The organism is Pseudorhodoferax sp. (genome assembly GCF_047601025.1).
In the GTDB taxonomy this organism is placed as follows: Bacteria; Pseudomonadota; Gammaproteobacteria; order Burkholderiales; family Burkholderiaceae_C; genus Pseudorhodoferax.
Map to the genome: position 1 here is coordinate 2,800,366 of NZ_JASGJZ010000001.1, position 22,300 is coordinate 2,822,665.

Annotated in this window: 15 protein-coding genes; 8 read left to right on the top strand and 7 right to left on the bottom strand. The window is 74.6% G+C overall.

The window, feature by feature from the left end; genetic code table 11:
- The first annotated feature begins 19 nt into the window (after nucleotides 1–19).
- The 7 genes from QM782_RS13250 to QM782_RS13280 all read left to right on the top strand — a co-directional run bounded on the left by QM782_RS13250 (nucleotide 20) and on the right by QM782_RS13280 (nucleotide 6,282).
- On the top strand, nucleotides 20–292 hold the full coding sequence (locus tag QM782_RS13250; RefSeq protein ID WP_415203374.1) for a hypothetical protein: 273 nt from the start codon (nucleotides 20–22) through the stop codon (nucleotides 290–292).
- Nucleotides 273–593 carry a hypothetical protein gene (locus QM782_RS13255; protein WP_415203375.1) on the top strand — a complete coding sequence of 107 codons (321 nt, stop codon included), beginning with the start codon at nucleotides 273–275 and terminating at the stop codon, nucleotides 591–593. Before QM782_RS13250 ends, QM782_RS13255 begins: the two co-directional genes overlap by 20 nt.
- Nucleotides 590–2,224, top strand: coding sequence for a PepSY-associated TM helix domain-containing protein (locus QM782_RS13260; protein WP_415203376.1), 1,635 nt, complete (start codon nucleotides 590–592; stop codon nucleotides 2,222–2,224). Before QM782_RS13255 ends, QM782_RS13260 begins: the two co-directional genes overlap by 4 nt.
- A gap of 170 nt (nucleotides 2,225–2,394) precedes the next feature.
- Entirely contained in the window at nucleotides 2,395–3,513 is a 1,119-nt protein-coding gene (locus QM782_RS13265) for an ABC transporter substrate-binding protein (protein WP_415203377.1), read from the top strand.
- Nucleotides 3,510–4,580 (top strand): FecCD family ABC transporter permease, encoded by a 1,071-nt coding sequence (locus QM782_RS13270; protein WP_415203378.1) that lies wholly within the window; start codon nucleotides 3,510–3,512, stop codon nucleotides 4,578–4,580. The genes QM782_RS13265 and QM782_RS13270 overlap by 4 nt, the downstream gene beginning before the upstream one ends.
- Nucleotides 4,577–5,377, top strand: coding sequence for an ABC transporter ATP-binding protein (locus QM782_RS13275; RefSeq protein WP_415203379.1), 801 nt, complete (start codon nucleotides 4,577–4,579; stop codon nucleotides 5,375–5,377). Before QM782_RS13270 ends, QM782_RS13275 begins: the two co-directional genes overlap by 4 nt.
- Nucleotides 5,374–6,282 carry an alpha/beta hydrolase gene (locus tag QM782_RS13280; protein ID WP_415203380.1) on the top strand — a complete coding sequence of 303 codons (909 nt, stop codon included), beginning with the start codon at nucleotides 5,374–5,376 and terminating at the stop codon, nucleotides 6,280–6,282. The genes QM782_RS13275 and QM782_RS13280 overlap by 4 nt, the downstream gene beginning before the upstream one ends.
- On the opposite strand, the gene QM782_RS13285 is transcribed toward QM782_RS13280, so the two are convergent.
- The 3 genes from QM782_RS13285 to dinB all read right to left on the bottom strand — a co-directional run bounded on the left by QM782_RS13285 (nucleotide 6,239) and on the right by dinB (nucleotide 9,450).
- Entirely contained in the window at nucleotides 6,239–6,586 is a 348-nt protein-coding gene (locus QM782_RS13285) for a hypothetical protein (protein ID WP_415203381.1), read from the bottom strand. The genes QM782_RS13280 and QM782_RS13285 overlap by 44 nt on opposite strands.
- A 94-nt stretch (nucleotides 6,587–6,680) precedes the next feature.
- Nucleotides 6,681–8,138 (bottom strand): YncE family protein, encoded by a 1,458-nt coding sequence (locus tag QM782_RS13290; RefSeq protein ID WP_415203382.1) that lies wholly within the window; start codon nucleotides 8,136–8,138, stop codon nucleotides 6,681–6,683.
- Nucleotides 8,139–8,301: 163 nt separating this feature from the next.
- Nucleotides 8,302–9,450 (bottom strand): DNA polymerase IV, encoded by a 1,149-nt coding sequence (gene dinB, locus QM782_RS13295; RefSeq protein ID WP_415205646.1) that lies wholly within the window; start codon nucleotides 9,448–9,450, stop codon nucleotides 8,302–8,304.
- Nucleotides 9,451–9,609: 159 nt separating this feature from the next.
- On the opposite strand from dinB, the gene QM782_RS13300 reads away from it, so the two are divergent.
- The gene (locus QM782_RS13300) at nucleotides 9,610–11,847 is read left to right on the top strand and encodes an NADP-dependent isocitrate dehydrogenase (RefSeq protein WP_415203383.1); all 2,238 of its coding nucleotides are present in this window, start codon (nucleotides 9,610–9,612) and stop codon (nucleotides 11,845–11,847) included.
- A 52-nt stretch (nucleotides 11,848–11,899) separates the two neighbouring features.
- On the opposite strand, the gene QM782_RS13305 is transcribed toward QM782_RS13300, so the two are convergent.
- The 4 genes from QM782_RS13305 to QM782_RS13320 form a co-directional block, all read right to left on the bottom strand.
- A complete protein-coding gene (locus QM782_RS13305) occupies nucleotides 11,900–13,048 on the bottom strand; it encodes an NAD(P)/FAD-dependent oxidoreductase (protein ID WP_415203384.1) in 1,149 nt (382 codons plus the stop codon).
- A 100-nt stretch (nucleotides 13,049–13,148) separates the two neighbouring features.
- Complete coding sequence (gene pbpC, locus QM782_RS13310; RefSeq protein ID WP_415203385.1) at nucleotides 13,149–15,296, bottom strand: penicillin-binding protein 1C; 2,148 nt, start codon at nucleotides 15,294–15,296, stop codon at nucleotides 13,149–13,151.
- The gene (locus QM782_RS13315) at nucleotides 15,293–16,267 is read right to left on the bottom strand and encodes a GSU2403 family nucleotidyltransferase fold protein (protein WP_415203386.1); all 975 of its coding nucleotides are present in this window, start codon (nucleotides 16,265–16,267) and stop codon (nucleotides 15,293–15,295) included. Before QM782_RS13315 ends, pbpC begins: the two co-directional genes overlap by 4 nt.
- Nucleotides 16,260–22,184 carry an alpha-2-macroglobulin family protein gene (locus QM782_RS13320; RefSeq protein WP_415203387.1) on the bottom strand — a complete coding sequence of 1,975 codons (5,925 nt, stop codon included), beginning with the start codon at nucleotides 22,182–22,184 and terminating at the stop codon, nucleotides 16,260–16,262. Before QM782_RS13320 ends, QM782_RS13315 begins: the two co-directional genes overlap by 8 nt.
- Nucleotides 22,185–22,300: the final 116 nt, after the last annotated feature.

Sequence of the window (22,300 nt, forward strand, 5' to 3'; positions counted from 1 at the left end):
CACGCAGCGCGCAACGCCCATGCCCTTCTCCACGCTCCTCGGCCTGGCCGCCACGGCCCTGGCCTGCCTGTGCCTCTACGCGGCCTCGCCCAACCAGCGCCTGTGGGCCGCGCCCTGGCCCCGGCGGCCGGCGCGCGCCGCGAGCGCGGGCCTGCTGCTGCTCGGCTGGCTGGCGCTGGTGCAGGACATGCACCGCCTGGCCGCCGCCTTCGTCCTCGGCACCACGCTGATGCTGGTGCTCGCCGTCCTGCCCTACGCGGGAGCGCTGGCCCATGCCCGCCGCGCCCGCTGAAGCCGGGGCGGTCCGGCCGCGCCCGGTCCGGCCGGACTGGGTCTCCAAGACCCTGGCCGGCCTGCTGCTGGGCTTCAGCCTGTCCCTCGTCGCCGCCGGGCTGCTGATGACGCAGCTGCCCGGCATGCCGCTGCCGGTGAGCGGCCAGCTCGCCATGTGGCTGGTGCCGCCGGTGTGGCTGGGCGTGCTGTCCGGCGTGTATTTCTTCTCCAGCGGCCTGCGCGCCTGGGCCTGGCTGCTGGGCGCCAACGTCGTGGCCCTGGGCGTCTGGTGGCTGGTGCGGCAGGGGGGCGCGGCATGAGGGCCGACCACGTCCGCACCTACAAGTCCGTCCACACCTGGACCGGCATCGTCAGCGGCCTGGCGCTGTTCATCGCCTTCTACGCGGGCGCGCTCACGGTGTTCAAGGAGCCGCTGCGCCGCTGGTCCACGCCGCCCGCGGCCCGCGTGCAGCCGGTGCCGATGGACGAGGCGCAGCCGCTGATCGCCCGGACCCTGGCGGCCACGCCCGCCGCCGCGCGCGAGGCCGTCCTGCGGCTGGAAGGCGACCAGGCCATCCCGCGCCTGGAATGGCAGGTGCGCGACCCCGATGCCGGCGACCACGACGAAAGCGCCGCGCGCCACTACACCGCGGTTTTGGATGCCGGCGGCGGCGTGCAGGTGCGCGAGCAGCGCCCCGCGCGGCTGGTGGAGTTCATTGACGTGCTGCACCGCGTCGTCGGCCTGCCCGTGGATTCGGACCCGAACCGCTGGATCATGGGCGTGGTCTCCGTGCTGTACTTCGTGGCGCTGGTGTCCGGCGTCGTGGTGCTGCTGCCCTCGCTGGTCAAGGACTTCTTCGCGCTGCGGGTGGGCAGGAACCTCAAGCGCATGTGGCTGGACGCGCACAACGTGGTGGGCATCGTCAGCCTGCCGTTCCACCTTGTCATGGCCCTGAGCGCCGTGGTGTTCGCCTACCACGACCAGATCTATGCCCTGCAGGACAGGCTCGTCCACCAGGGGCGGTGGGCGCAGACCTACGCCCGGCCCCCGGCCCCGCCCGCCGATGCGCCGGCGCGCGACCCGGCCGACATGCTCCCGCCCTCGCGGCTCGCGCAGATCGCCCGGGACGCCGCGCCGGGCTTCGAGCCCGGCGGGCTGCAGTACACGCAGGCCACGGGCCCGCGGCCCATGGTGCGCGTCTGGGGCAAGAACCCGCAGGCCGTCTCGCCGCGCGCGCTGGGCGGCTTCGCCGCGATCGACCCGTACACCGGCAAGCTGCTCTCCGCCGACTATCTCTCCGGCGCGCAGACCACGCCCAACCTGTTCATCAGCAGCTTCTTCGCGTTGCACATGGCCTCGTTCGGCGGCACGGCGGTGCTGTGGCTGTACTTCCTGCTGGGGCTGGCGGGCGCATGGCTGTTCTACAGCGGCAACCTGCTGTGGGTGGAGACGCGGCGCAAGGCCCAGCGCAAGGGCAGCGACATGCCGGTGCAGCGGCGCGACACCGCGCTGATGGCCGCCGCCACGGTGGGCGTGTGCATCGGCTGCGTGGCCGGCATCTCGCTGACCCTGGCCGCCGCCAAGTGGCTGCCGGGCCGGGTGCAGGACATGGCCGCCTGGCACGCCGGCCTCTACTACGCGGTGTTTTTCGGCTGCGTCGCCTGGGCCTTCGCGCGCGGCGCGGCGCGCGCCGCCGCGCCGCTGCTGTGGCTGGCGGTGGCGTGCACGCTGGCGATCCCGGCCTCCAGCCTGCTGGGCTGGCTGGCGCCGGGCTCGGGCGCGTGGGCGGACGGCGCGCCGTGGGGCGTGGACGCCACCGCGCTGGCCGGCGCGCTGGCGCTGGCGTGGATGGCGCGTGCCACGGCCCGGCGCGTGCGGTGCGGGCCGGCGGACAGCATCTGGTCCGTGCCGCACGGGCAGGCGCAAGCCGCGCGAACCGCGCGCGCGTAGGGGTGGCAGCCGCAGCGCCTGCCGGCCAGCGTGGCATCGGCGCACACGCCGCGCGCGCAGTGGCGGCCCCGGGCCTTCGCAATACTTTGCACGGGCGCAGGGCCGGGCGGCCCCGGCCCCGAGGGGCCCTGTGGCAACATCCGGGGCTGTCCTGCAATTGGGAATCGTTCTTGAAGACAAGCCTTCACCGCCTTGCCCGGTCGCTGTGCGCGGGCCTGGTGCTGTCGCTGCTGGCGCTGCTGTTCGCGCAGCCCGCCGCGGCCGCCCGCATCGTCGACCTGCGCGGCCGCACGGTGACCGTGCCCGACCAGGTGCGCAAGATCACGATCGACGACGGCCGCTTCCTGGTCGCGCTGGCGCTGATCCAGCCCGACCCGGTCCGCCCGCTGGCGGCCTGGCCGCGCGACATCCACCGCATCGGCGAGGCGACCTATGCGCAGTACCTGGCCCGCTTCCCGGCGCTGGGCAAGCTGCCGCAGGTCGCCAGCTCGGCCGGCAGCTTCAACCTGGAGGCCGTGCTGTCCGCCGCGCCGGACGTGGCCGTGGTCTCGCTGGACAGCGGCCCGAGCGACGCCCAGATCGCCCAGCTGCAGGCGGCCGGCATCCCGGTGGTGTTCATCGACTTCTTCCAGAACCCGTTCAGGAACCAGGAGCCCAGCCTGCGCATCCTGGGCAGCCTGACCGGCGGCCAGGCGCGGGCCGAGGCCTACATCGCGTTCCGCCGCCAGCACATGGACCGCATCGCCCAGCGCGTGGCCGCCCTGGCCGCCACGGACCGGCCTACGGTGTTCCTGGAGGCCCATGCCGGCATCAGCAAGGACTGCTGCAACTCGCCCGGCAAGGGCAACATGGGCGACTACATCGACTTCGTGGGCGGCCACAACATCGGCGCCGACGTGCTGAAGTCCTCCACCGGCAAGCTGAACCTGGAATACGTGATGTCGCGCGACCCCAGCGTCTACATCGCCACCGGCGGCGCGCACCTGGAGAAGGCCGGCGGCCTGGTGCTGGGCGCCGGCTACGACGCCGCGCGCGCCCGCGCCTCGCTGGCGGCCATCGCGCAGCGCCAGGGCATCGCGCAGCTGTCGGCCGTCAAGGCCGGCCGCGCCTACGGCCTGGCGCACCAACTGATCAATTCGCCGATCGACATCGTCGCGATCGAGGCCTTCGCTACCTGGATCCACCCCGCGCTGTTCCGCGACGTGGACCCGGCCCGGACCCTGGACGAGATCAACCGCCAGTTCCTGGCCGTGCCCTACCAGGGCACCGGCTGGATCGGCTTGAAATGACGGGCGCCGCCGAGCTGCGCCTGGGCGCCGACGAGGTGCTGGCGGCCTACCGCCGGCTGGTGGTGCGCCGGCTGCTGATCCTCGCCGGGCTGGCCGTGCTGTGCGTGGCCGCCTTCCTGCTGGACCTGGTGACCGGCCCCTCGGCGCTGACGGCCGCGCAGGTGCTCGGCGGCATCGTCTCGCCCGAGAGCCTGACGCCGCCGCAGCAGGCCATCGTCTGGCAGGTGCGGCTGCCCTATGCGCTGATGGCGGTGCTGGTGGGCGCGGCGCTGTCGCTGGCCGGCGCGGAGATGCAGACCATCCTGAACAACCCGCTGGCCAGCCCGTTCACGCTGGGCGTGTCCTCGGCGGCCTCGTTCGGCGCCGCGCTGGCCATCGTGCTGGGCGTGAGCCTGCCGCTGGTGCCGGCCGAGTGGATGGTGCCGATCAACGCCTTCGCGTTCGCGTTCGGCTCGGTGCTGCTGCTGCAGATGATGGCGCGCCGGCGCAGCGCCGGCGTGGAGACGGTCGTGCTGCTGGGCATCGCGCTGGTGTTCGCGTTCAACGCGCTGGTCGCGCTGGTGCAGTTCCTGTCCTCGCAGGAGGCGCTGCAGCAGCTGGTGTTCTGGAGCATGGGCTCGCTCTCGCGCGCGACCTGGAACCACGTCGGCGTGCTGGCCCTGGTGCTGGCCGCGGTGACGCCGTTCTCGCTGCTGGCGGCCGGCCGGCTGACCTCGCTGCGCCTGGGCGAGGACCGCGCGCGCAGCTTCGGCGTGGACGTGGGCCGGCTGCGCTTCCTGACGCTGCTGCGCGTGAGCCTGCTGGCGGCGACCTCGGTCGCCTTCGCCGGCACCATCGGCTTCATCGGCCTGGTGGGCCCGCACATGGCGCGGCTGCTGCTGGGCGAGGACCACCGCTTCCTGCTGCCGGCCAGCCTGCTGTGCGGCGCGCTGGTCATGTCGCTGGCCTCGGTGGCCAGCAAGACGCTGGTGCCGGGCGCGCTGATGCCGGTGGGCATCGTGACCGCCATCGTCGGCGTGCCGGTGTTCCTGTTCCTGATCTTCCGCAAGCCCGGGGGGCGGGCGTGACGGCCGGGGCGCTGCAGGTCCGCGGGCTGTCCACCGGCTACCGCGACCGCCGGGTGATCCAGCGCCTGGACCTGCCGCTGTTCCGGCCGGGCGAGGTGCATTCGCTGCTCGGCCCGAACGCGGCCGGCAAGAGCACGCTGCTGCGCGCGCTGGCGGGCCTGCTGCCGGCCGCCGGCTCGGTGCGCCTGGACGGGCAGGAACTGGTCGGCCTGCCGCTGGCCGACCACGCGCGGCGCGTGACCTACATGCCGCAGACGCTGCCGCAGGGCGTGGCGCTGTCGGTGCTGGAGAGCGTGCTCGGCGCGCTGCAGGCCTCGGCCACCGACCAGCCGGGCGAGCCCGGCCGCGCCGGCCACGAGGCCGACCAGCGCCGCGCCGTCGCCATCCTGGAGCGCGTGGGCATCCTGCACCTGGCGATGGAAGGGCTGGACCACCTGTCCGGCGGCCAGCGCCAGCTGGTGTCGCTGGCCCAGTCGCTGGTGCGCGGGCCGCGCGTGCTGCTGCTGGACGAGCCGATCAGCGCGCTGGACCTGCAGCACCAGTTGCGCGTGATGCGGCTGGTGCAGGAGCTGGCGCGCGAGCGCGGCATGATCGCGCTGATGGTGCTGCACGACCTGCAGATCGCCGCGCGCTGGTCCGACGGCATCGTGATGCTGTCCAAGGGCGCGGTGGTGGCCACCGGCACGCCGGCCGAGGCGATCACGCCCGACACGCTGGCGCGCGTCTACGGCGTGCGGGCGCGCGTGGAGCACTGCTCGCGCGGCAGCTTGCAGATCATGGTGGACGAGGTGCTGTGAGCACCGCCGGGCCGCCCCCAGGTGCCCGCGCCGCTGCCCGTGCGGGCGACGGTGCCGCCCCGGCGGGCGCCGGCTGGCCGCCCGTCGAGCTGCCCGGCACGCAGGCGCGGCGCGTGCGTGCCCGGGCCGTCGGGGCGGACTACCGCGTCAGCGTCTGGCTGCCGCCCGGCCCGCCGCCGCCCGGCGGCTTTCCCTCGGTCTACGTGCTGGACGCCAACGCGCTGTTCGGCACCTTCGTCGAGGCCGTGCGCCGCTGCAGCCGCCGGCCGGACGCGACCGGCGTCGCCGCGACCGCCGTCATCGGCATCGCGCACGACGGCGAGGCGCTGTTCGCCGACGCGCTGCGCCGGCGCGACTACACCTGCGGCCCGCCGGCGCTGGAGCCGCCGCCGGCCGACGGCATCTGCGGCGGCGCGCCGGCCTTCCTGGCCTTCCTGGCCGACGAGCTGGCGCCGGCGCTGCGCCGCGAACTGCCGCTGGACGCCGCGCGCCAGACGCTGTTCGGCCATTCCCTGGCCGGCCATTTCGTGCTGCAGGCGCTGGCCGCGCGGCCCGGTGCGTTCCGCACCTGGGCCGCGATCAGCCCCTCGGTATGGTGGGACGAGGCCGGCCTGCGCGCGCGGCTGGCGGCCGCGCTGCCGGGCACGCGCCAGGCCCGGGTGTTCATGGCCGTGGGCCAATGGGAGGGCGAGGTGCCGCCCTGGCAGCGCGCGCATCCCGGCGCCGGGCAGCTGGTGGCGCGGCGCGCGCAGCGCCGCATGGTCGAGGCCGCGCAGGCGCTGGCGGCGGACATCGGCGGCTGGATCGGCGCGGACCGCCTGGGCTTCACCATCTTCCCGGACGAGGACCACGCCTCGGTCGTCATGGTCGCGGCGCAGCGGGTGCTGCGCCTGTGCGCGGCGTAGGCCGGCGGCCGGCATCCAGCGCCTCGCGCAGCAGGCTGCCGACGACGCGCTGGAAGTCCTCGTGCGCCTGCCGGATGTCCGGCGGCAGGCGGTCGTCGTACGGCGGCAGGCCCAGGCCGGCGCGTTCCCGGGACAGCTCCCGGTACAACTGCGCGGCCGCGGCGCGGGCGCCTGCCTCCTGCGCGGGCGTGTGTTCTCCTTCGTGCGCCAGCATGCCCAGGTGCACCACCGCGCTCGGGTCGCCGCGCAGCGCCAGCAGGTAGACCGGCGGCCAGCAGGCGAGCGGCGGGCGGGGCGGTGCCATGCCGAAGGCGCGTCGGAAGGCGGGAACGGGTGGCCAAAACGCGCGCGCCCCGGGACCGGAGCCCCGGGGCGCGCGCAGAGGCGTCAGCCGGCGTTCAGCGCGGCGTCACGCGGCTGATGCGGTCGCCTTCCGCGTCGCCCGTGCCGCGGGCCTTGTTCACGACGAAGGCGTTGCCCTTGCCGTCCACGGCCACGTGGTTGGGGAAGCTGCCCAGGTCCAGGTTGCCGACGATCCGGCCGTCCGGATCGACCACGGTCACGGTGTCGCTGGCGCGGTTGGCGACGTAGGCCAGGCGCCGGGCCGGGTCGAACGCCACGTTCAGCGAGCCGGCGCCGACCTTCACGTCGTGCAGGGTCTTGCCGGTCTTGACATCGGCGATGACGACGTTGTCCGAGCCCTGGGCCGAGACGAACACGCGGCCGGTGCGGGCGTCGTAGGCCACGCCGGAGGCCGACACCGCGCCCTCGACCGCGAACACCTTCTCCACCGTGTCGGTCCTGGTGTCGATGACCGCGACCTCGCCGCCGGAGCTGACGACGAACAGCCGGCTGCCGGCCTCGTCCAGCGCCAGGCTCATCGGCGCGAAGGGCTTCGCGCCGGGGCCGCGGAGGCTGGTCTGGATCGGGATGTTCTTCAGGAAGGCCGGCGCCTTGGCGTTGAACACGGCGACGTACGCCTCGCCGACCGGCGAGGCGTAGGCCTTGCCCTGGGTGCCGTCGACCAGCACGTCGCGGCCGTGCGGCAGCGCGCCGGGCTCGAACTGCTTGACCAGCGCCAGGTCGGACTGGCGGTAGACGGCCACGGTGTTCTGGCGCGTGTTGGTGACCCAGACGTTGCCGTTGGCATCGTCCACGCCCACGCCGTAGACCGCGTACAGGCCGGGCAGCTGCGGCTTGTCGCCGGCCGGGGCGTTGCCGCCGGGGCCGCCGGCGCGGGCCGGCGGGTTCGGCGCCGGCAGCGGCGAGACGCGCTGTTCGATCGCCAGCGTCTGCGCGTTGATCTTCACGATCTCGCTGCGGGTGACCGGCGGGCGGCCGACGGCGGCCGTCACGAACACGCGGTCGGTCCTGGCCGAATAGCCGGCCTGGTACAGGCCCGGCACCAGCGGCTCGGACTTCACGGCGAAGCGGTCCTGGCCCGACAGCGGCACGTTCGGCGAGATCTTCAGCGGCACCAGCAGCGAGGCGGCCGGGTCGGCGGCGCTGGCCACCAGCGAATAGCGGCCCACCTGGGCGTCGGCCGGCAGCACGAACCGGGTGCGGAAGCCGCCGTCCTTGTCCACCGTGGCGCTGGAGCCCAGCGCCACGCCGCCGTAGCTCAGCGTGACCTTCTGGCCCGGCGTGAAGTTGCTGCCGGCCAGCGTGACCGGCTGGCCGGCCAGCACCACGGGCGTGTCTGCCACGCTGACGCGGCCCTTGAAGCCGGAATCCTGCGCGCTGAACTGCGGGCCGGAAGCGCAGGCCGCCAGGCCCAGCGCCATCGACACGGCCAGGATCGTCTGCGCCGGGCGGGCCCAGCGGGCGCTGCGTTCGGCAGAAGCTCGGATGCTCATGCAATCTCCCTTGTTGCTTGGATGAAAGAAAAGGCGTGTGCGCCGGACGGGCCTCGCGGCCCGTCGGTGAAGATGAGAATGATTCTGATTGGCGCGCGATTCTATAGGCGGCCCGGGGCGGCGCGCGGCCGGCGGCCCGCGCTTCGCAATTCTTTGCATTGGCTCAGAACAGGCGGCCGTTCGGGTCCGGGGCGGCAGGGGCCGCCGCCGCGCCGTCGCCGTCGAGCCGGCGCAGCGCGCCGACCCGCACCCCCAGCAGCCGCAGCCGGCGCTCCAGCGGCACGCGCTTGAGGCATTGCCCGGCGGCCTGGCGGATCGCGCGGGCGTCGGCCGTGTGCGCGGCGATGGTCTGGTCGCGCGTGGCGGTCCGGAAGTCGTCGTAGCGCAGCTTGATGCCGATGGTGCGGCCCGCGTAGCCCTTGCGCCGCAGGTCCTCGGCGACCTTCTCGCACAGCCGCGTGAAGATCGCCGACAGCTCGGCGCGGTCGTGCACCGCGTGCAGGTCGCGGTCGAAGGTGGTCTCGCGGCTGACCGAGACCGGCTCGCTCTCGGTCACCACCGGCCGCTCGTCGCGGCCCCAGGCGGCCTCGTGCATCCAGGCGCCGTAGGCCTTGCCGAAGCGCTCGACGAGCCAGGCCCGGTCGCGCGCGGCGAGGTCGCCGATGGTGCGGATGCCCAGTGCCGCCAGCTTGGCGTCGGCCTTGGGGCCGATGCCGTTGATCTTGCGCGCCGGCAGCGGCCAGATGCGGGCCTCGAGGTCGGTCTCGTGCAGGATGGAGATGCCGTTCGGCTTGTCGAACTCGCTGGCCATCTTGGCCAGCAGCTTGTTCGGCGCCACGCCGATCGAGCAGGTCAGGCCGGTGCGCTCGAGGATGGCCTGCTGGATCAGCCGCGCCAGCACGCGCCCGCCCTCGCGCTGGCCGCCCGGCACGGCGGTGAAGTCGATGTAGACCTCGTCCACGCCGCGGTCCTCCATCTGCGGCGCGATCTCCACGATGGTGCTCTTGAACAGGCGCGAGAAGCGCCGGTATTCGTCGAAGTCGGCCGGCAGCAGGATGGCCTGCGGGCACAGCCTGGCGGCCTTCATCAGCCCCATGGCCGAGCCCACGCCGAAGGCGCGCGCCGGATAGGTGGCGGTGGTGATCACGCCGCGGCCCACGTAGTCGGCCAGCCGCGGGAACTGCTCCAGCGGCAGCCGCCCGCCCTGGGCCAGCGGCCCGTCGGCGCTGCGCCGGCCGCCGCCGATGACCACCGGCTGCCCCGCCAGCTGCGGGTAGCGCAGCAGTTCGACCGAGGCGTAGAACGCATCCATGTCGAGGTGGGCGATGCGGCGGACGGGGGGCGTGGGGCTCACCGCCGCGAGGATACGCCGGGGCAGTCGCTATCATCGTCGCCCTCGACCGAAGGCCTTGGTACGCTTCGTGCACGATCCCTTTGTTCAACGCTCTCCCCAACGTCTAGGAAGCCCGTCATGGCAGAGAACACGCCCAAGATCATCTACACCCTCACCGACGAGGCGCCGCTGCTGGCGACCCACTCCTTCCTGCCGATCGTGCGGGCCTTCGCCGGCTCGGCCGGCGTCGCGGTGGAAACCAGCGACATCTCGGTCGCCGGCCGCGTCCTCGGCCTGTTCCCGGAAGCGCTGACCGACGAGCAGCGCGTGCCCGACAACCTGGCCGAGCTCGGCAAGCTGACGCTGCGGCCCGAGGCCAACATCATCAAGCTGCCCAACATCAGCGCCTCGGTGGCGCAGCTCAAGGCGGCGATCAAGGAACTGCAGGACAAGGGCTACAAGATCCCCGACTACCCGGAGAACCCCAAGACCGACGAGGAGAAGGAGATCCGCGCGCGCTACAACAAGTGCACCGGCAGCGCGGTGAACCCGGTGCTGCGCGAGGGCAACTCCGACCGCCGCGCGCCCAAGGCCGTCAAGGAATACGCCCGCAAGCACCCGCACAGCATGGCCGACTGGAGCCAGGCCTCGCGCTCGCACGTCTCGCACATGCACGCCGGCGACTTCTACCACGGCGAGAAGTCGATGACGCTGGACCGCGCGCGCGACGTCAAGATGGAGCTGATCACCAAGAGCGGCAGGACCATCGTGCTCAAGCCCAAGGTGTCGCTGCTGGACCGCGAGGTCATCGACTCCATGTTCATGAGCAAGAAGGCGCTGCTGGCCTTCTACGAGAAGGAGATCGAGGACGCGCGCAAGACCGGCGTGATGTTCTCGCTGCACGTGAAGGCGACGATGATGAAGGTCTCGCACCCCATCGTGTTCGGCCACTGCGTGCGCATCTTCTACAAGGAAGCGTTCGAGAAGCACGCCCTGTTGTTCGATGAGCTGGGCGTGAACGTCAACAACGGCATGGTCGACCTGTACAACAAGATCGCCAAGCTGCCGCAGAGCAAGCAGGACGAGATCAAGCGCGACCTGCACGCCTGCCACGAGCACCGGCCCGAGCTGGCGATGGTCGATTCGGCCCGCGGCATCACCAACTTCCACTCGCCCAACGACGTGATCGTGGACGCCTCGATGCCGGCCATGATCCGCAACGGCGGCAAGATGTACGGCGCCGACGGCCGCCTGAAGGACGTCAAGGCCGTGATGCCCGAGTCGACCTTCGCCCGCATCTACCAGGAGATGATCAACTTCTGCAAGTGGCACGGCGCGTTCGACCCCCGGACCATGGGCACCGTGCCCAACGTCGGCCTGATGGCGCAGCAGGCCGAGGAATACGGCAGCCACGACAAGACCTTCGAGATCCCGGAGGACGGCGTGGCCAACATCACCGACCTGGCCACCGGCGAGGTGCTGATGAGCCAGAACGTGGAAGCCGGCGACATCTGGCGCATGTGCCAGGTCAAGGACGCCGCGATCCGCGACTGGGTCAAGCTGGCGGTCACGCGCGCGCGCAACTCGGGCATGCCGGTGGTGTTCTGGCTCGACCCGTACCGCCCGCACGAGAACCAGCTGATCACCAAGGTCAAGATGTACCTGCACGAGCACGACACGACCGGGCTGGACATCCAGATCATGAGCCAGGTGCGCGCGATGCGTTTCACGCTGGAGCGCGTGGTGCGCGGGCTGGACACCATCAGCGCCACCGGCAACATCCTGCGCGACTACCTGACCGACCTGTTCCCGATCATGGAGCTGGGCACCAGCGCCAAGATGCTGTCCATCGTGCCGCTGATGGCCGGTGGCGGCATGTACGAGACCGGCGCCGGCGGCTCGGCGCCCAAGCACGTGCAGCAGCTGGTGGAGGAGAACCACCTGCGCTGGGACTCGCTGGGCGAGTTCCTGGCCCTGGCCGTGAGCCTGGAAGAGCTGGGCATCAAGAACAACAACGGCAAGGCCAAGCTGCTGGCCAAGGCGCTGGACGCGGCCACCGGCAAGCTGCTGGACAACAACAAGGGCCCGAACCCCAAGACCGGCCAGATCGACAACCGCGGCAGCCACTTCTACCTGGCCCTGTACTGGGCGCAGGAGCTGGCGGCTCAGACCGAGGATGCGGACCTGGCCGCCCGGTTCGCGCCGCTGGCCAAGACGCTCGCCGAGAAGGAGGCCGTCATCGCCCAGGAGCTGATCGAGGTGCAGGGCAAGCCGGTGGACATCGGCGGCTACTACAAGCTCGACGAGGCCAAGGCCTCGGCCGTGATGCGGCCCAGCAAGACCTTCAACGACGCGCTGGCCACGCTGGGCGCCTGACGGTGCCCCCAGGGGCGCGGCCGCGTGCCGCGCCTTGCCCTGAACCGCTGTTTCAGCCCTGCAGCCGCGCGGGCGACAGCATCGCCGGCGTGAGGCCGAAGCCGGCCAGCGCCGGCGGCAGCGGCAGCCCGCGTGCCAGCGCCGCGCAGGCCTGGCCCATCGCGGCCGAGGTCTGGATGCCGTAGCCGCCCTGGGCGGCGGCCCAGAAGAAGCCCGGCAGTGCCGCGTCGAAGCCGGCCACGAGGCCGCCGTCGGCCACGAAGGAGCGCAGCCCGGCCCAGGTGCGGCGCGGGCGGCGGATGGTGAGCGTGGTGGCTTCCTCGATCCGGTGGATGGCCAGCGCGATGTCCAGCTCCTCGGGCTGCACGTCGTGCGGCGGCACCGGGTCGGCGTTGGCCGGCGAGCCCAGCAGCAAGCCGGCGTCGGGCTTGACGTACCACTCGCCGCTGGCGGCCTGCACCGTCGGCCAGCGGCTGCAGTCCAGTCCCTCCGGCGGTTCGAACAGCATGGCCGAGCGCCGGTACGGCTGCAGGCCGAGCGGGCGGGCGCCGGCCAGCGCGCCCAGCTGGTCCGCCCAGGCGCCGGCCGCGTTCAGCAGCACCGGTGCGCGCCAGGCGCTGCCGCCGGCCTGGGCCAGCCAGGCGCCGCCGGCGTGCTGCAGCGCGGTGACCTCGGCATCGCAGACCAGCCGGGCGCCGTGGGCGCGCGCGCCGCGCAGGTAGCCGTGGTGGATGGCGTGCACGTCCATGTCGGCCGCGCCGGGTTCCAGCACGCCCCCGATCAGGCGCTCGGGCCGCAGCACCGGCACCAGCGCGCGGGCCGCGGCGGCATCGAGCCGGCGCGCCTGCGGGTCCAGCGCGTGCACGATCTCCCAGTGCGCGTCCAGCAGGGCCTCCTCGCCCGGCGCGGCCACCATCAGCGCGCCGCGCGGTGTCAGCAGCGGATGCTCGGCGAAGCCGGCCGGCGGCTGGTGCAGGAAGGACCGGCTGGCGCAGGTCAGCGCGCGCACCTGCGGCGGGCCGTAGCTTTCCATGTACAGCGCCGCCGAGCGGCCGGTGGAATGCATGCCGGGCTGGGCCTCGCGTTCGAGCAGCACGACGCGGCCGTGCGGCGCCAGCCAGTAGGCGGCCGCGGCGCCGGCGATGCCGGCGCCGACGACGAGGAAATCGCAGTCGGTGGGTGGGGGCGTGGTGGACGGCATGGGCGCCAGCATAGGCCAGCGGCGGGCTGCGCACGGCGGCGCGTGCCGGATCACCCGTCGCGTCTCTCCGGCATGGCGCGACGCCGCGCCGGGCCTGCCGTCAGCGCGGCCGCGCGGCCACGGCCTCGGCGCCGCGCACTTCGATGCGCACCTCGTCCAGCACCTGCCCGCGCGCATCCGTCAGCTGCACGCGGTGCCGGCCCGGCCAGGGCAGCCAGGCCAGCTCGGCGCCGCGGCCCAGGGGCCTGTCGTCCAGCCGCCAGTGCAGCTGTGCGCCCTGCGCGCGCAGCTGCAGGCGCTGGCGGCCGGGCGGGATGTCCGGGTCCAGCGCGACGATGCTGCCGTCCACCGGGGCCAGGATGCGCGGCGCGGCGCGGCGGTCGCCCGGGGCGCCGGACAGGGCGAACTCCGGCTGCGCGGTGCCGGGCAGGAACCATTCGCGCCGCGCGGCTTCCAGGCCGTCGCCGAAACGCACGGCGGCCTGCTCCAGCCCCGCGGGCGCGGCCGGCGCGCGGCTGGCCGCGCCGCGGTGCAGGTACTGCATCAGCGCGGCCCAGACCGGCGCGGCGCCGCTGGTGCCGCTGACCGCGTGCATGGGGCCGCCGCCGGCGTTGCCGACCCAGACCCCGACCGTGTAGCGGTCGGACCAGCCGACCGCCCAGTTGTCGCGCATGTCCTTGCTGGTGCCGGTCTTCACGGCCGCCCAGCCGCGCGTGGCCAGCACGCTGTCGGTGCCGAAGGTCGGCGCGCGCGCCAGCGGGTCGGCCAGGATGTCGCCGACGATGAAAGCGGCGCCGGCATCCAGCGCCGGGCGCCGCTGCGGCGGCCCGGGCGGCGGCGTCAGCCGCACCGGGCTCCAGCGGCCGCCGTCGGCCAGCGCGCGGTAGGCGTTGGCCAGCGCCAGCAGCGTCACCTCGGCGCTGCCCAGCGCCAGGCTGGTGCCGTAGTACGCGCCCGGCTGCGGCAGCGCCAGCCCGAGCGCGCCCAGCTGCGCGGCGAAGGCGTCGGGCGAGACCATCACCAGCGTGCGCACGGCCGGCACGTTCAGCGAGGCCGCCAGCGCCGTGCGCACCGACACCCAGCCCTTGAAGCGGCGGTCGTAGTTCTGCGGGATGTACAGCCCGGCGGGCGTGGGGATGGCGGTCGGCGCGTCCTCCAGCAGCGAGGCGGCGGTGAGCCGGCGCTCGGCGATGGCCTGCGCGTACAGGAAGGGCTTGAGCGTGGAGCCGGGCTGGCGCGGCGCCAGCACGCCGTCGACCTCGGCCGCGCGCGACAGCGCGCCGGAGGAGCCGACCCAGGCCCGCACCTCGCCGCTGGCGTTGTCGAGCACGACGACGGCGCCGTCCTCCACCTGGCGGCCGCGCAGCTCGCGCAGCTGGCGCCCCAACTGCTGCAGGGCGAAGCGCTGCAGGCCGGCGTCCAGGCTGCTGCGCACGCTGGCGGCGCCTGCGGGCGCCTGCTCGCGCAGCAGCCGGCGCGCCAGGTGCGGCGCGATGCCCTCGCTGGCCGGCCAGGCGCGGCGCTGCAGCGCCGCCTGGGTGACCAGCGCCAGGGCGGGGCAGTCGGCGCCGGCGTCGGTGGCCAGCCGCAGCACCGCGCAGGCGCGCTGCGCGACCACGGCCGGCGCCGCGTTCGGCCCGCGCACCAGCGCGGCGGCGATGGCGGCCTCGCGCGCGTCCAGCGCGTGCGGGGCCTTGCCGAACAGGCTGCGCGCCAGCGCGTCGATGCCGACGATCTCGCCGCGCAGCGGCACCAGGTTCAGGTAGGCCTCCAGGATCTGGTCCTTGCGCCAGTGGCGCTCCAGCCGCTGCGCGGCCACGGCCTGGCCCAGCTTCTGGGGCAGGCTGCGCCCGCCCGGGCCGGCGCGCCAGTCCGCGTCGAGCAGGCCGGCCAGCTGCATGGTCAGCGTGGAGGCGCCGCGCGTGCGCGTGTTCCACAGGTTGGCCCAGGCCGCCGCCGGCACGGCGCGCCAGTCCACGCCGCCGTGCTGCCAGAACCGCCGGTCCTCGCCGAGCACCAGGGCCGTGCGCAGGGCCGGCGACACCTGGTCCAGCGCCACCCACTCGCCGCGCCGCACGCCGGCGTCGGTGCGCACGCGCTGCAGCAGCTGGCCGTCGCGCGCCAGCACCAGCGTCTCGGACGGGCGGTGCGCGGCGCGGACTTCGTCGTAGGAGGGCAGGGCGTGGGCGGCGACGGCCGCGGCGAACAGGCATGCCGCGGCGGCGGCCTGGCACCGGCGCCGCGTCACGCGGTGCCCCCGGCCTGGTAGCCGAGCCCGTGCGCCTCCAGCAACTGTTGCACCATGCGCGCCTGCAGCGCATCCTTGCGCCGCTTCAGCGGGTCGCGGTCGGCGCGACGGCCCAGTCCGGCCTTGATGCGCACGAAGCTGTCGGGCGCGGGCGCATGCATCGTCGCCATCCGGCCGTTCGTCGCCACCACCATCTGCGTGAAGCGCCCGCCGCCCGGCAGCGCCTGGCCCGTGGACACCTGCACGGTCCGGAAATCGTCCTCGAACGCCGACACGCGCAGCGGATGCGGGTCGTCCGCGCCGCTGCCCTGCACGGCGCGGCGGATCACGTCGATCTCGAAGCCCGCGGCGTTGACGGCGGTGTACCGCTGGTCGCCGCGCAGCACGAAGCTGGGGTCGACCTTCTGGACGCTGCCCAGCAGCGAGGTGTCCAGGCGTTGCATGGTCGTCACGAACCGCAGGTGCTTGCGCGCGTCCAGCCGCAGGTCGATGTCCTGCGTGGCGGTGGCGTCGGCGCGTACGCCGCAGGCTGTCCCGTAGGCATAGAGCGCGTGCGTGCCCACGGTCATGAAGTGCTCCTGCAAGCCGGCCTTGGCCAGTGCGTTCAGCGTGTCCACGACGATGGCCGGCACGCGGCCCACGCGCCGTGCGCGGTTCATGCGCACAGGCTGCTGCACGGTCTCGCGCAGGCGCCTGAGCCGGGCTTCCTCGCTTTGCTTGCGCGCCATGAAGCGCTCGAAGATCTCGGCATTGGCCTCGGACGCAGGCCCCAGCGAGGTCTGTGCTCCGCTGGCGGACACGCGTACCAGATAGCGCCTGCCGGCCTGCGTGCGCCACATCATCGAGCCGCGGACTTCGCAGGCGGCCTGTCGTGCCTGCGCCAACGCCCGCCAGGCCGACTCCGCATCGATGTACTGGCGCGTCTGCGCTTCGCTGAGCGGAAGGATGTCGGTATTTTCATAGTCATCCATCGACGTGCATCCGAGGGTTCGGCAGCGCGCCGGACACCTCCGGCGCGTACATCGCCTCCACGCGCGTGGGCGGCAGCGCGAAGTCGCCGGCGTTGTTGAGCCGCAGCGTGTAGCTGACCGTCGCCTGGCCGCGGGGCAGGAAGCCGTAGTAGCTGCGGAAGGCCTCGAACGAGCGCTCCTCGAACGCCGGCCAGGCGCTGCCGCCGCGCGGCTCGTCCTGCACGCCGATCTGCGCGTCGCGCGCCAGGCCGCTGCCCAGGATGGTGGCGCCCGCGGGCACCGGGTCGCTCAGCACCACCCAGGCCATGTCCTGCGCGGCGGTGACGGTCAGCGTGACGCGCAGGATGTCGCCGCGCGTGAAGCGGCCGGGCCGGGCCTGCTCGACGGGCGTGACGGTGCGCGCGATGCGGTAGCCGGCGTCGAACGGCGCGTCGAGCGGCACCGCGGCCAGCGACTGCAGCGTCAGCCAGGGCTTGCCGCTGCCTTCGTGCACCGCCTGCAGCGTGGCCGGCGCGCTGCCGGGCCAGGGCAGGAACAGCGCGGCGGGCGAGAGCGCGGAGGGCGTGAGCACGGAGGGCGAGAGCGCGGAGGGCGAGAGCGCGGAGGGCGTGAGCGCGGAGGGCGTGAGCGTGGCGGGCGCGCCGGCGGGCGGCCAGTCCGCCCGGGCCGAGGCGGCGCCGAGCTGCAGGCGCGTGCTGCCGGTCACCGGCTCCGCTTCCCGCAGCGCCGAGAAGCGCCACAGCGCCAGGCTGCCCCACAGGTTGGCCGTGGTCGTGGACCAGGCGCCGCGCTGCTGGCGCCCGATCAGCCCGGCGGCCAGCCGGCCGAGGTCGGCCTGCCAGCCGGGCTCGCCCAGCACGGCCAGCAGCAGCCGCGCGGCGTTGGCGTCGCCGCCGGCCATCAGCCACCACCAGCCGTCGCTCTGCTCGGTCGAGAAGCCGATGCGCGTGCCGGCGTAGGCCAGGCGGCTGCGCAGCAGCTGCTGCGCCTGCTCCAGCCGCTGCGCGCGCCGCGGCACGCCGTCCACGCGCTGCAGGATGGCCAGCCAGTCCAGCAGCGCGTGCGTGGGCCATTGCTCCGGCGCGGGCGCGATGGCGTCCAGCAGGCGGGCCGGTGCGCGGCCGCTGCGCGACAGCGCTTCCAGCGCGGCGAGCTTGCGCACGTCCAGGTCGGCGCGCGGGCTCCAGAAGTCGCGCCGGATGCGGCCTTCGACGAAGGCCAGCAGGCCGTCCTCCATCTGCCGGCGCAGCGGGGCGGGCAGCGCGAAGGCGCCGTCCAGCGCCGCGGCCTCGTCCGCGGCGGCCAGCAGGTAGGCGGTCAGCGTGTCGCTGCCGCGCGCGGCCTCGCCTTCGCGCGGCGGGAAGTAGCCGGCCAGGCCGTCGGCGTCCAGGTAGGTCGGCAGCCGGGCCACCAGCGCCTGCCACAGCGCGGCGTCCTGCAGGCCCAGCGCGCGGCTGGCGTTCTGCTCCAGGCAGTCGTAGGGATAGCGGCGGAACCAGTCGCGCACGCCCGGCAGGCCGTCGGCCAGGCGCGGCTGCAGCGCCAGCTGCAGGCCGCCGCGCGGGCGGCCGTCCGCGGCCAGCGCGCCGGCCGGCGCCTGCACGGGCTGGGAGAACGCGCCGTCGAGCTGCACCAGCGTGGCCTGCTGCACCGTGGCCGGCACGGCCGGCACGATGCGCTGGCTCAGCTTCAGCGCGTCGCGCGCGCCGCCCCGCCGGTCGCGCGCCTCGATCTCCCACACGATGGCCTCGGCCCGCGCCTGCACGGGCTGGGCCGGGGCCGTCACGTCCCAGGCGGCCTCGCGCGCCTCGTGCGCCGGGATGTCGAGGGTCTGCGGCGGCAGGTCGAGCAGCGTCGCGCGCGGCGTGAGCTCCACCTGCATCGGCTGGCCGGTGGTGTTGCGCAGCGTGAAGCGGGCGCGGTAGCGGTCTTCCTCGCGCACCAGCGGCGGCAGGCCGCTGATGATCTGCAGGTCCTGCGTGGTGCGCACCGTGGCCTGGCCGGTGCCGAACGCGGCCTGCCCGCTGTCGGCCACGGCGACGATGCGGAAGCTGCTCAGCGCGTCGTTCAGCGGTACCGTCACCTCGGCCCGGCCCTGGGCGTCCAGCGCGACGCGCGGGTTCCACAGCAGCAGCGTGTCCAGCAGCTCGCGCGTGGGGCTGCGCCCGCCGCCGCCGCCGGCCGGCAGCGCCTTGCGGCCGTAGTGGCGCCGGCCGATCACCTCCATCTGCGCGGTGGCGGTCTGCACGCCCCAGGGGCGGCGCTGCAGCATGGCGTCCAGCAGGTCCCAGCTGCCGTTGGGCGCGAGCTCCAGCAGGGCCTCGTCCACGGCGGCCAGCGCGACCTCGGCGTTGGCGGCCGGCCGGCCGTCCGGCAGCAGGGCGTGCAGGCGCACGCGGGCCTGGCCGCGCACCGGGTAGCTGGCCTGCTCGGGCTCGACCCGCACGTCGATGCGGTGCGCCCGCGTGCCGATCTTCAGCTCGGCCACGGCCAGGCGGAACGCGGGCTTGGCCAGGTCCACCAGCGCGGTCGGCGCGACCACCGGCTCGCCGTGGCGGAAGGCCGCCCACCAGGCCCGCGGCGCGCGGTAGCCCCAGGTGAAGAACGAGTACCAGGGCACCTCGCGCAGCCGGCCGCGCAGCACCAGCGCGCTGACGTAGACGTTCGGGCCCCAGTCCTCCTGCACCTTCAGCTGGATCGTCGGGTCCTGCCCGCTCAGCGCCACCACGTCCTGCCACAGCACGCCCTCGCGCTCGACGGTGACCAGCGCCGTGGCCTGGCGGAACGGCATGCGCAGCTGCAGCTTCGCGGTCTCGCCGGGCTGCAGCTCGCGCTGCTCGGGCAGCAGGTCGATGCGGTCGTTGTTCTCGCCGCCGAACCACAGCTCGCCCTGGCGCGTGACCCAGACCGAGGTCGCGGCCTGCACGCTGCGGCCGGCCTCGTCCCGGGCCGTCGCGACCAGCTCGACCTCGCCGCTCTGGTCCAGCCGCGCCTCGCAGACCAGCAGGCCGCGCGCGTCGCTGCGGCCGCTGCAGACGCTGCCCAGGTCGCGGACCTCGGTCCGGCTGTCGTAGGCGTAGAAGCCGCCGACCATGCGCTTGCGGCTGGTCGTGACCAGGTGCGCCTGGGCGCGCACCTCCAGCGCCACGCCGGCTTTGGGGCGGCCGGCCAGGTCCAGCGCCAGCGCCTGCAGCGGCACCCGGCCGCGCACCGAGACCCAGCCCTCGGTCCGGATGCCGGCGATCACGGCCGCGGGCCAGACGGTCTGGGTGCTGCGCAGCGTCTGGATCTCGCCGTTGGGGTCGGCGTAGCGCGCCTCCAGCAGCAGTTCGCGCGCACGCGGCGCCCCGGGCAGCACCGGCAAGGGCGGCAGCGCCACGTGGCCGGCGCCCTGCGCGTCCAGCGTCAGCGGCAGCTTGTCGGCCACCACGCGCGGGCCGGCGGCGGCCTCGTCGTCTTCCTCGTCCTCGCCGCCGGCCTCGCGCGTGCGGTCGCGCGGCGGCGCGAAGCCGAAGGCGTCGAAGCCGTCGAACTGCAGCCAGCGCTCGCGCAGCAGCGCCGACACCTCCACCGGCAGCCGCGCCGCGCCGCCACCCGAGAGGTAGTGCAGCTCCACGTCGGCGGCCAGCTGCTCCGGCGCGACCAGCGGGCCGCCGCCGGCCGGCGCGATGCGGCCGGCCATGACCGGCAGCCGGAACGCCTCCACGCGGAAGCTGCCGGAGGGCAGGCTGCGCTGGTTCTCGCCGCTGCCGTCGGCGAGCTCGATCTGGTACTCGCCCAGCCGCGCCGCCGGCGGCAGCGTGAACGTGCTCTCGGCGCTCTGGCCGCCGGTGGCGGTGCGGCGCCACGGCAGCGGCTGCTCGAAGGACTGGCCGCTGCCGACGTGCGTGATCCGCAGCAGCGCGGGCTGCCAGTCCGCCGCGGCCAGCCCGGTGCCGGTCTCGCTGCGCAGCAGGTGCTTCATGCCCACCGTCTCGCCGGCGCGCAGCAGCGTGCGGTCCAGGATGGTGTGGGCGCGCAGCGTGGGCTGCGGGTCCTGGCTGGTCGGCAGGTTGAAGCGCCAGGGCTCGATGCCGCGGTCCCAGTCGCTGAAGGCGAAGGCCAGGTCTTCCACGCCGTCGGCGCCGCGCGCGCGGGCCGTGACGAACCAGGCCGGCGCGCCTTCGTCGTCCTGGCAGGCGGGCGGCTCGGGCGACAGGCCGGCGAGGCGCAGCACGCCCTGGGCGTCGGTGCTGCCGCCGGCGGCCTCGCGGCCCCGGCAGTCGTACACGCGCACGCGCGCGCCGGCCACCGGCTTGCCGCTGTCCAGCGCCGTGACCCAGGCCAGCGCGTTGGTGCGGCCGAGCTTGAAGTGCACCGCCAGGTCGGTGACCAGCGCGGTGCCGCGCACCACCATCGCGCGCTGCGGCCCGTAGCGCTCGTCCAGCAGCGCCTCGCCGAGCCGGCGCGAGCTGATCTCCAGCACGTGGAAGCCCGCCGGCAGCGGGATGCCGATGACCTCGAACGGCCGCGGGTCCTGCGCCTCGGCCTGCGGCGGCAGCGCCTGGCGGTGCACGCCGTCCTGGCCGGCCAGCAGCGACAGCATGCGCGGCTGCACCCAGTCCTTCTGCTCGGGATCGACCACCGGCGGCAGCGGCTGCCGCAGCTCGGCGGCGGCCTGGCGGCGCGGGACCTCCGAACGGTCGTAGCGCCGCACCTTGCGCAGCCAGGCCAAGACCTCGGCATCGCCCTGCGGCCGCAGCGTGGCCAGCTGCGCGTCGTGGGCGCCGGCCTCGATGCGGCGCACGGTGACCGGCAGCAGCCCCATCCCGCCCGGCTCGGCCCGCCGTTCGACGATGCCGAACGGCGCCGAGGCGAACTTGGCCAGCGGCGGCATGGCGCCGGTGCGCACCGCCAGCGGGAAGGTGGCCGCGTTGGCCAGCGCGCGGCCCGCGCCATCGCGCACGTCCGGCGGCAGCGCGAGCGTGAAGGCCGCGCGCTCGGCGAACGGCGGGTCGAAGCGCAGCGCCTGCACCAGCGCGTCGCCCGCATCGCCGTCGATCTGCGGCGCCAGCGTGCGGCCCGCGCCCTGCAGCCGCACGGCCTCGGCCTGCGCGCGCGGCAGCGGCGCGCTGAAGCGCAGCGCCAGCGGGCGGTTCGGCAGGCAGTCGGCCTGGGCGTTCTCGCGCTCGCAGCCGAAGCTGGCAGTGAACGGCTCGCGCACCGTGAAGCGCAGGCGCCGCTCCGTGCGGCCGGCGATGCCGCCGGGCGTGGCCAGGCCGGCGCCGACCACCAGCTGCAGGCCGGCCGACGCCGGCAGCCGCCGGTTGCAGGCCACGGTCTGCAGCGCCAGCGGCGCGCGCTCGGCCGCCTCCTGCAGGTGCCGCGCCTGCAGCAGCGCCGCGCGCTCGGCGCCTTCGACCAGGCGCACCGGCACGCGCTCGCCGATGCCCTCGACCGCGCACCAGACGCTGGCGCGCACGCTGTCGGTGCTGGCCGGGCCGTTCAGCCGCAGCACGAAGAACTGGTCCTCGTCGACGGTGGTGCCCTCGTACGGCCAGGTGCTGCGCACGAACGGCCCGGCGGTCTGGAACGTGAAGCGGGTGCGCCCGCCGAGCGCCGGGCTGCCGGTGGCCGCGACCTCGCAGCGCTGGCCCGGCGGCAGGGCGTCGGCGAACTGCCAGACCCATTCGCGCGCGTTGTTCCAGCGGCCGCTGCCGCGGCCCGCGGCCTCGTCGGCGCAGCGCACCGCCACCGGCGCCGGCGCGCGCGCGTCGCCGAAGCGCACCGCGTCCTGGTCGAAGCGCACGACCACCTGGCGCGCCTCGTCCACCTCGCCCTGCGGCGTGACGGTGCTGATCTGCAGCGCCTGCGCGGCCAGCGGCAGGGCAGAGCAGGCGAGCGTGGCGAGCAGGCGGCGAAGCGGGCGAGCGGGCATGCGGGCGGGTCCTTTCCGAGGGGCGCAGGGTAGCGCACGGGCGGGCGCTCCCGTGCCGCGTGCCGGTCCACCGTTCCGGTGGTTCAGAAGCCGTGAATGGACCGATCGCGCCCACG